At 31.1% G+C, this 12,249-nt stretch carries 8 protein-coding genes; 4 read left to right on the top strand and 4 right to left on the bottom strand.

Translation table 11 applies throughout. The features are described from left to right. The first annotated feature begins 613 nt into the window (after positions 1-613). The gene (locus tag ACKTTV_RS18925; RefSeq protein ID WP_408032446.1) at positions 614-1,228 is read left to right on the top strand and encodes a LuxR C-terminal-related transcriptional regulator; all 615 of its coding nucleotides are present in this window, start codon (positions 614-616) and stop codon (positions 1,226-1,228) included. 159 nt (positions 1,229-1,387) lie between these two features. After that, the gene (locus ACKTTV_RS18920; RefSeq protein ID WP_408032445.1) at positions 1,388-4,912 is read left to right on the top strand and encodes a molybdopterin-dependent oxidoreductase; all 3,525 of its coding nucleotides are present in this window, start codon (positions 1,388-1,390) and stop codon (positions 4,910-4,912) included. A 2-nt stretch (positions 4,913-4,914) separates the two neighbouring features. Here the strand turns inward: ACKTTV_RS18920 and ACKTTV_RS18915 are convergent, their stop codons facing one another. The 3 genes from ACKTTV_RS18915 to ACKTTV_RS18905 are packed head-to-tail and all read right to left on the bottom strand — an operon-like array spanning position 4,915 to position 8,613. Further along, positions 4,915-5,694, bottom strand: a complete 780-nt coding sequence (locus ACKTTV_RS18915; RefSeq protein ID WP_408032444.1) for a glucosaminidase domain-containing protein — start codon at positions 5,692-5,694, stop codon at positions 4,915-4,917. Positions 5,695-5,752: 58 nt separating this feature from the next. After that, a complete protein-coding gene (locus ACKTTV_RS18910; protein WP_408032443.1) occupies positions 5,753-6,688 on the bottom strand; it encodes a 1-aminocyclopropane-1-carboxylate deaminase/D-cysteine desulfhydrase in 936 nt (311 codons plus the stop codon). A 5-nt stretch (positions 6,689-6,693) separates the two neighbouring features. Continuing rightward, a complete protein-coding gene (locus tag ACKTTV_RS18905) occupies positions 6,694-8,613 on the bottom strand; it encodes an ABC-F family ATP-binding cassette domain-containing protein (protein ID WP_408032442.1) in 1,920 nt (639 codons plus the stop codon). Between the two features lie 120 nt (positions 8,614-8,733). Here ACKTTV_RS18905 and ACKTTV_RS18900 point away from each other — a divergent pair, with 120 nt between their 5' ends. Then, a complete protein-coding gene (locus ACKTTV_RS18900; protein ID WP_408032441.1) occupies positions 8,734-9,138 on the top strand; it encodes a DUF983 domain-containing protein in 405 nt (134 codons plus the stop codon). On the opposite strand, the gene ACKTTV_RS18895 is transcribed toward ACKTTV_RS18900, so the two are convergent. Beyond that, positions 9,135-10,172 (bottom strand): NAD(P)/FAD-dependent oxidoreductase, encoded by a 1,038-nt coding sequence (locus ACKTTV_RS18895; protein WP_408032440.1) that lies wholly within the window; start codon positions 10,170-10,172, stop codon positions 9,135-9,137. The two genes, ACKTTV_RS18900 and ACKTTV_RS18895, sit on opposite strands and share 4 nt — an antisense overlap. Here ACKTTV_RS18895 and ACKTTV_RS18890 point away from each other — a divergent pair, their 5' ends adjacent. Beyond that, positions 10,173-12,191 carry a hypothetical protein gene (locus tag ACKTTV_RS18890; RefSeq protein ID WP_408032439.1) on the top strand — a complete coding sequence of 673 codons (2,019 nt, stop codon included), beginning with the start codon at positions 10,173-10,175 and terminating at the stop codon, positions 12,189-12,191. Positions 12,192-12,249: the final 58 nt, after the last annotated feature.

Below are 12,249 nucleotides of genomic sequence, written 5' to 3'. Positions count from 1 at the left end.
AAATAGTTACCTTCGATTTAGTTCAAATTATCGACAAAAACATATTGAGTAGTATCAGCAGATATATTGTTGTAATCGTGAAAAGATTATTACAAATTTAGGGGCATTGTCATTCTTTTAAACGTTTCTATTATAACCTTAAAGGTTCAAACGTTCACTTTCTCAAATTTTCTCAATTGTTTTTTTTAGAAACTGATTAATTCAGTATTGGTTCTCGATATTTAAGTAGTTTACTTTTCTACTTAAATTAGTTTTTTCCGTGTAGTGTTTTAAGTTTGACAAATTAAGAAATGAGGTTTCTAGTAATTTAGCCTCAATGACTTTCTTCACTTGTCTTTTTCAATAGGATTTTACATAAGTCAATATAAAAAAAATTACGTAGAAATACGTATAAAATTAAAAATTTTGTATAAAAAGTTATTTAAACTAATAATTCAGTCATAAAACCACTAATAGCAAATATTTTTAAAAGAACCATTTATAACTAAACTAATACCAGTTATTAATCGATGAAAGCCATTGCTTAAACATTTAAATATCATTACGTATAAACACGTAAATTAAAGTACTTTAAGTGGTTACTTAAGGTAATTATTTATTAATTCTCCTAAGTATGTATTCTAATTCTTCTTCATTGATTAATGTTATTCTTATGCATGGTCATTCTCTTATTAGAGATTGCATAAAATCGGTATTAGAAAAAAAGAATAATATTCATGTAATTGATGAAACCAGCAATATTAGAAGTGTAATTAATATATTAAAATATAGGAAAGCTGATGTTTTAATACTTGGTTTTGATAGAATTGAACTTAGCACTATGGAATTAATTCATAACATTAAAAAAGAATATCCAAAAATTAAAACGCTTCTATTTACAAAAGATTTTTTCACAGGTGACCCACTCATTAATCTTAGAGAAAATATTGACGGATATCTTAACGAGCATTCTGGTATAGACAATCTCCTCGAAGCTATTGAGTCATTGTACTCGGGAGAGACTTATTTTACGGAAATTAATAAACCAAAAGATCCTCTAACAAATCTCACCTTGAGAGAAAAACAAGTGCTTAATCTTGTTTTAAAAGGAATGAGTAGTAAGGAAATTGGAGTTAAATTGTTTATAAGTACCCGAACAGCAGAAACTCATCGTTTTAATTTGATGAAAAAATTAGAAGTAAATAATCTTATTGCGCTATCAAATAAAATAACAGATTTAATACGTTAATAATTTGTTCGTGCTTCTTTTCCATATTTAATCATCTCATTTTAATCTCCAACAACACAAAAAACTCCACTAAGCATCAGTTTATCAATGAATTAAACACTTGAACTACGTAATTATACGTAATAAAACATTATCTTACTGGTATTTAAAACAATAGCTATGTTTGAAAATGAAATCAAGACAACTTGCTCCTATTGTGGAGTCGGGTGTGGAATACTAGTTAGTAAGACTGCTGATGGCAAAGTTCAAGTAAAAGGTGACCCCAATCATCCTGTCAATAAAGGAATGTTATGTTCCAAAGGAATGAACTTACATTATGTTGTTAACGATACCTCGGATAGGTTGCTTTATCCTCAGATGCGACCTAATAAACTCACTTCTTTAGAGAGGGTTTCTTGGGACAAAGCTTTGAGTTCTGCTTCCAATATTTTTAAAAACTTAATTGAAAAATATGGACCCGATAGCGTTGGGTTCTACGTTTCAGGTCAATGCTTAACAGAAGAGTATTATATTGTTAACAAACTTACCAAAGGCTTCTTGGGTACAAATAATATTGATACAAACTCTCGTCTTTGTATGAGTTCTGCTGTTATTGGGTACAAAAATACTTTTGGTGAAGATTCTGTGCCTATTTCGTATGACGACATTGAGCTTGCCGACTGTTTCCTTATTTCTGGTGCGAATCCAGCTTGGTGCCATCCTATATTATTCCGAAGAATTGAAAATCATAAAGAATCCAATACAGATGTTAAAGTTATTGTTGTGGATCCTCGTAAAACAGATACAGCCAGTTTCGCCGATTTACATTTACAAATTCTTCCAGGAACCGACATTATTCTGAATAACGCCATTGGTAAATGGCTTATCGATAATAATAAAATTAACATTGATTTTATTATTAATCATACCGAAAACTTCGAACTGTATAAGAAACAAGTGCAAGAAACTTCTTTAAGTTTAGCAGCGAAACTTTGTGGTATTTCCTTACAAGAAATTGAACAAGCTGCAAATATTATAGGAAACTCAAAAGCGTTTATTAGTATGTGGGCAATGGGACTTAATCAAAGTAGCATTGGAACATACAAAAACTATTCATTACTCAATTTATCTTTACTCACAGGTCAAATAGGTAAGCCTGGTTCTGGTCCATTTTCATTAACAGGTCAGCCCAATGCCATGGGAGGAAGAGAGGTTGGAGGTATGGCTAGTTTATTAGCCGTACATAAAGATCTTTCTAACGCTGAGCATCGAAATGAAGTTGCCAAATTTTGGGGTGTTCAAAAAATATCTGCAAACCAAGGATATACAGCTACCGAAATGTTCGATGCTCTAGAAAATGGAAAAATGAAAGCAATATGGATTATTTGCACCAATCCATCTGTTAGCATGCCTAATGCCAATAAGATTGAAAAAGCGCTAAAAAGAGCTGAATATGTAATCGTACAAGATATTTCTAATAAATCAGATACACTTCAATTTGCTGATTTGATTTTACCTGCAGCGGGATGGCTCGAAAAAGAAGGCACCATAACTAATTCCGAAAGAAGAATTTCCTACCTACCTAAAATTATTGATCCCCCAAAAGAAGCAAAGTCAGATGTTGAGATTCTTTGTGAATTTGCTAAAAGAATGGGATTTGATAGTTTTAACTATGATTCCACAAGTGCCATTTACGATGAGTACTGTTCAATGACAAAAGGAACCAATATCGACGTATCTCATCTAAATTACACAAGACTTCAAAAAGAAGGTACGTTCCAATGGCCAGTACTTTCACCAACCCATAAAGGAACTCCTAGACTATTTTCAGATAAAGAATTTTATACCTCTTCAAAACGCGCTATTTTTAATATTCCCTCATCAATCCATAACATTTCTCCAAAAACATCTACCGAATTCCCATTGATTTTAACTACGGGTAGAATTAGAGATCAATGGCACACAATGACCAAAACGGGTAAAGTAGCACGACTTACTACTCATTATCCAACCCCAGTTCTGGAAATACATAAATATGACGCGGAAATTCGGCAAATAAAAAGTGAAGATATTATCGTAATTAACAGTAAAAATGGTCAGGTTCGGGGAAGAGCTAAAGTAACTAATTCAATTAAACAAGGAGTTGTTTTTTTTCCCATGCATTGGGGTAAAGTTTTAAATAATAATTTGAACCGGGCAAACAACTTAAGTAACAGCTCCGTTGATCCGTTTTCCAAAGAGCCCGACTTCAAATACACACCTGTTTCTGTGAAGAAATATCATAAACCAAAAGAAGAAATAATAGTCGTTGGTGCAGGTGCAGCCGCATTCCGATTTATTCAAAATTATAGAGATAAAAACACCACGGATTCAATTACAGTTTTTTCTAAAGAACAGAATACATTTTACAATAGAGTATTATTACCCGAATACATTTCTGAAGAGTTAAACTGGGAACAATTGAAAAAGGTAAAGAAAGAAGAACTAGAAAAACTAAATATTGTACTTTATCAAAATACAACTATTGTTCATGTTGATAAAAGCAAACAATTTGTTAAGGATAAGCAAGGGAATGTTTTTTCTTATGACAAACTTATTTTAGCAACTGGTAGTCGACCTTTTATCCCATCAAATATTCTATCAAATACAAAAGGATTATTTAGCATAAGAAGTAAATCGGATGCTGATACCTTTAAAGCCTATCTAAATAATTATAAGTATCCAAATAGTCAAAAACACGTAACTATTGTTGGAGGAGGACTTTTGGGGCTCGAAATGGCAAGTATATTAAGAGAACAAAAGATTGGTGTTGATATTATTCAAAGATCAGACAGGTTAATGAAAAAGCAACTTGATAATACTTCAAGCAAAATATTAAGATTGCATGTAGAAAAAATGGGAATTAAAATATATTTCTCAAATGAAGTGAGCGAAATAAAGAATATCCAAAACCATGATTTAAAAATAAAACTAAAAAACAATGGCACCATACATACAAATGCTATTATTTACGCTATAGGAACTCAACCAAATGTTGAATTCGCTAAATCGGCAAATTTGAAAATAAACAAAGGTATTGTTGTGAATGAGTTCCTTCAATCGACTGATGCTAATATTTTTGCTATCGGTGAAATTGCAGAGTTTAAATCAAAGCTTTATGGAATTACATCTGCTGTCGAAGAACAAGCCTCAAAATTAGCGAATTTCATTTTAGGAGATATCAATAGTATTTATAAAAGTTCTGCAGATATGAACATTTTAAAGTTTAAAAATTTAAACCTGTGTAGTATCGGTACTATTCAAGTTCCAGAAGACGATGATAATTATGAAGAAATCATTTTTTCCGATATTAAAAGAGGCTACTATAAGAAATGTGTTGTGAAAAACGACATCCTAATTGGAGCTATTTTAATAGGAGATAAAAATGAATTTGCCGAGTTCAAAGCTTTGATTGAAAACAAAACGGAATTAGCTGATAAAAGAAACTCTCTTTTAAGTAGTAACACTACAGCAACTATAGTAAAGGGTAAACTTATTTGTTCTTGTGGTCAAGTTGGAGAAGGCAACCTAATAGAAGCCATTCAAAAAGGTGCTCAAAAACTTGATAAGCTTTGCAAGGAAACTGGAGCAGGCCTAGGTTGTGGAAGCTGTAAGCCAGAAATTAGAGAGTTATTAAAGCAACAAGTTCAACCAATATATTACTAATATTACTGAACTAACAAATGTTGTCCTATACTTATTTGATTGCTTCTTAAACCGTTTATTTCTTTTAATAGTTTCACAGATATATTATGTCTTCGAGCTATAGAATACAAAGTATCTCCTTTTTTAACTTCATAATAGTTACCTATGGTTTTTTGTCTTTTTTTAGATGGTCTTATTCGATCATACTTCATTAAATCATACTTATGAATAAGACTTATTAATTTTTGAGGATATCGCCTATCAGTAGCATATCCGGCTCTTTTCAAGCCATACGCCCAACCTTTGTAATCGGTATGCCTAAGTCTAAATAAACTTGCATATCGCTTTCTAGTAAGTAAAAATTGGGAATGATCTTCGTAAGACGACTCTGGATATTTATACTTTCTAAAACACTCTCCTTTTTCATCATCATCATGAGTTACACTTTTTCCCTTCCATCCTCTATGACATTTGATTCCAAAATGATTGTTCGATCTAACGGCCAAAGGGCTTCTTCCGCTTCCAGATTCTAAAATACCTTGCGCCAAGGTTATACTTGCAGGTATATTATGCTCATGCATTTTTTTAACTGCAATTGGAGCGAACTTTAAAATATACTCATTGGTATTCTTAGGGGTTGTTATTGAAGTTTTTTTAATTTGTTCCAATTGAGGTATCTCAGGCATTTCTTCCTTTTCCTCCAGTACTACCTTTCTATTAGAAGTAACTACTTTCTTTTTTGATCCACAACTTGATAATAATAGGGATGCTAAAATAATTGCTACGCTTAATTTAAACTTCATCTTATATACTCTTTACCTTTTCAGGTTATTATCTTTCTGGCATTTTAATTCAATGCCTTTATTGCTGAATTAAATTTATACCTTTTCTTTTCAATTTTTGATTGACTCCTTCAATTCCTTGCAAACCTCCAGTATGAATAACTAGTATTTTAGATCCTCTTGGAAATTTATCTTTTGAAATCATATCCATAATACCATAAAGCATTTTACCAGTATAAATGGGGTCTAAAGGTACTGTTGTGTTTTCTTTAAACTTATTTATAAAATAAATTAGTTTTTCATCAAACTTTCCATAACCACCAAAATGGTACTCGGTTTCTAAATACCAATTATCATTCCGATTTGAAAACTTTTCAATTTCGCCTTCTAAGAAATTTCCTTTTAACGCAGGAAAACCAATTACTTTTTGAGAACCATTTACTGAATTTATTAAACCAGCAATAGTTCCTCCAGTACCAACAGCCGAGCAAATATAATTGAATTTTTCATCACCCTTTGTTAAAATCTCTTCACAGCCTTTTACAGCAAGTTCATTAGAACCTCCTTCTGGCACCAAATAAAAATCACCAAGCTCTTGTTTAAGTTCGTTTAAAAAAGAAGTGCTTGTTTTATTTCTGTAATCTTCTCGTGAAACAAACTTAAATTGCATTCCTTGTTCATGAGCAAACTTCAAGGTTTTATTACTCTTTAAAACGCCGTCTATGTCTTTTGCCAGCTCATCGCCTCTAATAACACCTATTGTTTTGAATCCTTTTATTTTTCCAGCTGCGGCTGTTGCTGCTATGTGATTTGAATAAGCCCCGCCAAAAGTTAAAACAACTTCTGTCTTTTGCTGCTTGGCTTCAACTAGGTTATACTTAAGTTTTCTGTATTTATTTCCTGAAATGTACGGATGAATCAAATCTTCGCGCTTGATAAAAAGTTCTACGTCTTTATCGTCTAGAATTGGTAAGATTATTTGTTGGTTAACTATATTCTCCGAAGCTTCAAACATGCCTGTTAATTAAAAGTGCTCACCTTTTCCTCTACTTCTTCCCACTCCAACATTAGGTCTTCGAGTTTTGTTTTTTTTGCCTTGTATTTTTCAAAGAAATCAGGTCTTGAAGAAACCTCTTCATAGTTTTGAGCCAATTCAAGATCGATCTTCTCAATATCCTCTTCTAAGTCTTGAATTAAATTCTCTATTTTATTTAATCTATTCTTTAGTTTCTTCAACTCCTTTTCTTGTTCTTTAGAAAGCTTATAAGCAATCTTTTTAGAGGAACTCTTCTCCTCTTTAATCACCGTTTGCTTTTCAGCTTCTCTCAAATTTTCAAGTTGGTGCTGTTCTAAGAAATAATCGATATCACCCAAATATTCTTTTATCTCTCTATCCTTAAACCCATATACCGTACTTGTTAAACCTTGTAAAAAATCTCTATCGTGTGATACTATAATCAAAGTTCCATCGAAGTTTTTCAATGCTTTCTTCAAAACATTTTTTGATGCTATATCCAAGTGGTTTGTGGGCTCATCCATAATCAATACATTGAATGGTGATAATAACAACTTACATAATGCCAATCGATTTCTTTCACCTCCAGATAGTACCTTCGCTTTTTTATCTACTGATTCACCACTGAATAGAAAGGCGCCTAACATATCTCTAACCTTAATTCTGTTGGTATCGTTTGCCGCATCCTCCATGATTTCCAATACCGTCTTTTCCTGAGGTAAATATTCAGATTGATTCTGAGCAAAATACCCTACTTCAACATTATGCCCCAACTTCATGTGACCATCAAAAGGAATCTCCCCTACCATCATTTTGGCTAAAGTAGATTTACCTTGTCCGTTTTGTCCAACAAATGCTATCTTACTGTTTCGCTCAATTAGTAAATCAACATTCTCTAAAACTTTTTTCTCTCCATAGTTTTTACATAAGTTCTCAGCTTCAACTACAATTTTACCAGGCTCCTTCGATATTTCAAATCTAACATTCATAACCGCATTATCATCTTGATCAACCTCAATCCTTTCAACTTTATCAAGTTTTTTTATCAATGATTGAGCCATTGATGCCTTATTCGCCTTTGCTCTGAACTTTTCAATTAACTTCTGTGTATGTTCAATCTCTTTTTCTTGATTCTTTTGAGCTTGTAGTTGCTTTTCTTTTATCTCAGCTCTAAGTTTTAAAAATTCGGAATAGGGCTTTTTATAGTCATAAATTTGCCCAAGAGAAATTTCAATAGTTCTATTGGTTACATTATCTAAAAACATTTTATCATGTGATACCAAAACAATTGCTCCTTGATATGATTTTAAAAAGTTTTCCAACCATATTATCGATTCAATATCAAGGTGGTTTGTAGGCTCATCCAGTAATAAAATATCGTTGTTTTGTAATAGTAGTTTTGCAAGCTCAATACGCATTCTCCATCCTCCAGAAAAAGTATCTGTTAACTTGTCAAAATCTTCTCTTTTAAAACCCAAACCTTGAAGAATTTTTTCAGTATCTCCTTGATAATTATATCCACCAATTAATTCATATCGCTCATTCTTTTCGTTTAAATCTATTATTAACTGATTATAACCATCACTTTCATAGTCAGTTCTTTCTGCCAATTGATTGTTAATAGACTCAATTTCTTTCTCGATTTCTTTAATTTCGGTGAATGCTTGGTAAGCCTCTTCTAAAATTGTTCTTCCATGAACAAAGTCAATATCTTGTCGTAAAAAACCAATACGGACTTCTTTATCAAATGCAATCGTTCCTCCACTACTTTCAATGTCTTTCGATAGTACTTTTAACAAAGTTGATTTTCCTGCTCCATTTTTTCCTATTAAACCAACTCTATCACCTTTATTTAATTTAAAAGTAATTCCAGAAAAAAGATCGGTCCCCATAAATGAAACCGTTAAATTATGTACGTTTAGCATTTTTATAAACTAATTAATGTAATTTTGTAACTATAGTTACAGGTGGTTTGATTACAAATATTGAAATTTGCACAAACTTACAAAAACGAAACAGTTTATTTAACTTCAAAGTCTTATTATATGTTCGGAAAAGGAAGTAAATTATATAGTATTTTCAGAAATAAATGTCCTCAATGTCATGAAGGTGATTTTTTTAAATATAAAATTTCTTTCAACCCAAAAAAGGTTACAACTCTTCATGATAACTGCCCTAATTGTGATTTGAAATATATGATGGAACCATCTTTTTATTTCGGAGCAATGTATGTAAATTATGCAATTGCTGTAGCTCTATTTGTAGCTGTTTTCATTATTGCTAAAGTATTTATTGGTCTTTCTATTTTACAAAGCTTTATTGCCATTATTATAATATCTCTTATCCTTACTCCTGTAAGTTTAAGGCTTTCTAGAATAATTTGGATTAACATTTTCGTTTCTTATAAGAAGAGAAAAGAATTAAAGTCGTTAAATAAAAAGCCTGCTTAATTAAACCTTGTTATCGCTATTTCTTCTTCAAGAGGGGTTTTATTTTCTAGGTAATTAAATAAGCTATTTGCTATTGTTGGGGCAATCATAACTCCACGTGTTCCAAGTCCATTCAAAACTGCCAGATTGCTATATTTTGGATGCGTTCCGACAAGTGGGCGTCTATCTTTAACTGTTGGTCTAATTCCAGCTGAATGGTCTACAATTTCATATGGAACAGAAATTACTTTATTCAGTTTATCTACTAATTCTTGTTTTCCATCTTCGGTTAGCAAAGAAGTTTTATCTGTCCAATTGAAAGTAGCTCCAACCTTGTAATGGTGATCTCCCAACGGCATTACAAACACAGATGATTTAAGAACAAAATCTATACTTAATTCAGGTGCATAAATATTCAAAATCTCACCTTTTGTACCGTTTAAAGGAAGATAGTTAAAAAATGGATTTTTTTTGAGGCCATAACCTTCACAGAAAACAACTTTTTCAGCAATGACATTATTATAACTAATGGTCGTACCAACCTTCAAGTTCTCATAAACAAATTCCTCTTCAACAAGCCTGTCTTCATTTCTTAAATAGTTCTTATAACTATTTATTAAAACTTCCGTCTTAAGTCTTCCAGTACCCTGTAAAGTACCAAATCCATGATTGCATATAATTCCAGCAATTTCTGTTTTTTCAATCTGAGACTGCATATAAATCGACATATTTGGTTTATCAAGAGCCATAAACCAATTGTTTTGATCTTGAATGGAGTTGAAAGCCTTTTTCGTCTTGAATTTTACATCAAAATGTGTTTTTAATTTTGATTGAAGTTTTTCATATTTAGGCATGGCATATTGCAATTGTTCGTGCCCATTCCAAGCTGGTGTAAATCTTTTTAGTATAACTGGATTATACATCCCTCCAGCTACCAAAGACGAAGTTTGAGAGTTATTCTCAAAAACCACAAACGTTTTACCATTTTCTAATAGTTTTTCCGCAAAAGCAATTCCTGCTAAACCAAGACCAACAATAATATAATCAACATTCATATGCCAAAAGTACGAACATTACTCGTAAATAAATTTATTCAGTACTTTAAACTTAATCTATTTTTCATACTTTGGTCTACAAATAATTGTATCAAAATTGCCATGTATCAATCTCCTATTGATTTACTAGAAATTTCTTTAGATGAACTAGAAAGTATTGACCATAAAATTCTTGTTCGATTGGAAAAGCGCCTCCGCTTACTTCAAATTCAGAATGAGAACTCTTCCTTTAACAGGGATTTACAGTTTCAACTGCTTCAACAATTAAAAGATCCTCAGAAAAGAGCTTGTATTCTTTTTATTGAAAATCATCCTAATTTTAAGCAATTTTTAAAAACTGGTAAATGTACTGCTCCTAGATGTTTTAATTTTAAAAACTACCAAAATGAAATTCCAGATGGACTTGCTAATTTTTTAGCTCCCTATCTTGAAGATTATTTTATCCCGGTTTTTAAATCTTCATTTCAAAACAAAAATTACGACATTATTAATCAAGCTTTAAATAATGATTATATTTTTACGCGAGAATTTCTTCATACTCTTTACAGTTATGTTCTGCAACAATTAACAATCTTGGTTAAGGTAATTGAACAAGCGAAACCAAGAACTTTATATAAAAAATGCCCTCAAATTACTTACAACGGATTTATAAACTTATTAAACCAAATACCTATTGGTCTAGTTAAATCTGGAAAAATTGATTATGTTAATGCACTCTTAAAATATTATAGAAGAACTCGACAACATAACGCTGAGTATTTAAAAATAAAATATGCATACAGAAATCTTTTTAAATTAGAATTTGATAATCCTGATGTTACAGAAAAGGTTAAGGAAATATCAGAAATAGGCTATGAGGAATCCTCTTACGAAGAATCTCACTTAGATTATTTTTCTGGTAAAAATTTAATTTCTGCCATTGCCTTTATTGTTGCAATTGTTATGTTCATTGCTAAGGCTTCTAATTCAAATACTCGTTCAACTTCAAATAGAACAAATACTTATAATAATAGTTATAATTCTAACATAAATACTATTCATGAGAACTTTCAGACTACCTATTTAAAAAAACTTTTTGGAAGAAGTTATATTCTTAATGAAGTCTATTATGACAGTACCGCTTATAATTTAAAAACGGGTAGTAATCCTTTCAATCTTGTGCAAAAAAGCTCTAAAGCCGATAGACCACTAATAACAATAAAAAACACAAGTGAAAAAGATGCTTTCTTATTTTACTTAAACAAAAAAGATAGTTTTTTTTATGGCGCCTTTATTCGTTCTAAAGATAGTTTACAATGCTCACATGCTATAGAAAACGAATATATTTTTTATAGAGGTCTCGAATTCTCCTTGCTTTCTTATGAAAATTCAGGTGAATATACTTTTAAGAAAATGGATTTAACCGATATTCAATTATTATCTAAAAAGTTTGTTCTTTTTGCTTCTAATGATTCTACACTTGTTACAATTAATAACAAAGGGGTCGCTTTTAAAAATATATTGGTCGATACTTTGAAAAACGAGCTTCTTACCAAAGAAAGAGTACCGGAAGATCTAAGCATTATTAATGCTACTAAGCATGACTTTTTTCGAAAACTTTATAAAAATTCTAAACTCTCCTCAAAAAACTCCAAAGAAATAAAACTTAAGAATGGGGCTAACCCCTATCCTAAATTTTTCAGGAATAGAAAACATAAAGCTATTGAAGGTTCTCCTATCATAATTAAAAATAAGAATAAAAAGCCCCTAATTGTATTTAACAGGAATTTACGAGAGCAAAGAGACTTTGCTGCTTATGTGAAGCCTAATAAGGCTATTAGAATAAAGATTTCTCCTAAAAATGACACTTTATTTTTTTACATAGCGGAAAAATTATGGAAAAATAAAAAAGGGGATACCATTATACAGTTAAATAGTAATACCAGAAAACTTTCAAAAAAACCATTTGTAATGAGTTCCACTTTCTTTAATGGCATCCGATTCTACACTGATAATGAAACCATTAAAATTAGCATGTAGAGTTAACTTAAAAAAACAAATACTTATTAATAACAAAGAAAATTCATGAGTTATTAGT

Source organism: Tenacibaculum xiamenense (assembly GCF_964513065.1).
Lineage (GTDB): Bacteria > Bacteroidota > Bacteroidia > Flavobacteriales > Flavobacteriaceae > Polaribacter > Polaribacter xiamenense.
Note: the sequence above shows the minus strand (reverse complement) of the source record. Positions and strands in the feature narration are given on the sequence as shown.

Excerpts from the sequence above, each read along its gene's own strand:
- ACKTTV_RS18920 (WP_408032445.1), top strand. The coding sequence starts at position 1,388 with ATGTTTGAAAATGAAATCAAGACAACTTGCTCCTATTGTGGAGTCGGG.
- ACKTTV_RS18910 (WP_408032443.1), bottom strand. The coding sequence starts at position 6,688 with ATGTTTGAAGCTTCGGAGAATATAGTTAACCAACAAATAATCTTACCA.
- ACKTTV_RS18900 (WP_408032441.1), top strand. The coding sequence starts at position 8,734 with ATGTTCGGAAAAGGAAGTAAATTATATAGTATTTTCAGAAATAAATGT.
- ACKTTV_RS18925 (WP_408032446.1), top strand. The coding sequence starts at position 614 with ATGTATTCTAATTCTTCTTCATTGATTAATGTTATTCTTATGCATGGT.
- ACKTTV_RS18905 (WP_408032442.1), bottom strand. The coding sequence starts at position 8,613 with ATGCTAAACGTACATAATTTAACGGTTTCATTTATGGGGACCGATCTT.
- ACKTTV_RS18890 (WP_408032439.1), top strand. The coding sequence starts at position 10,173 with ATGCCAAAAGTACGAACATTACTCGTAAATAAATTTATTCAGTACTTT.
- ACKTTV_RS18915 (WP_408032444.1), bottom strand. The coding sequence starts at position 5,694 with ATGAAGTTTAAATTAAGCGTAGCAATTATTTTAGCATCCCTATTATTA.
- ACKTTV_RS18895 (WP_408032440.1), bottom strand. The coding sequence starts at position 10,172 with ATGAATGTTGATTATATTATTGTTGGTCTTGGTTTAGCAGGAATTGCT.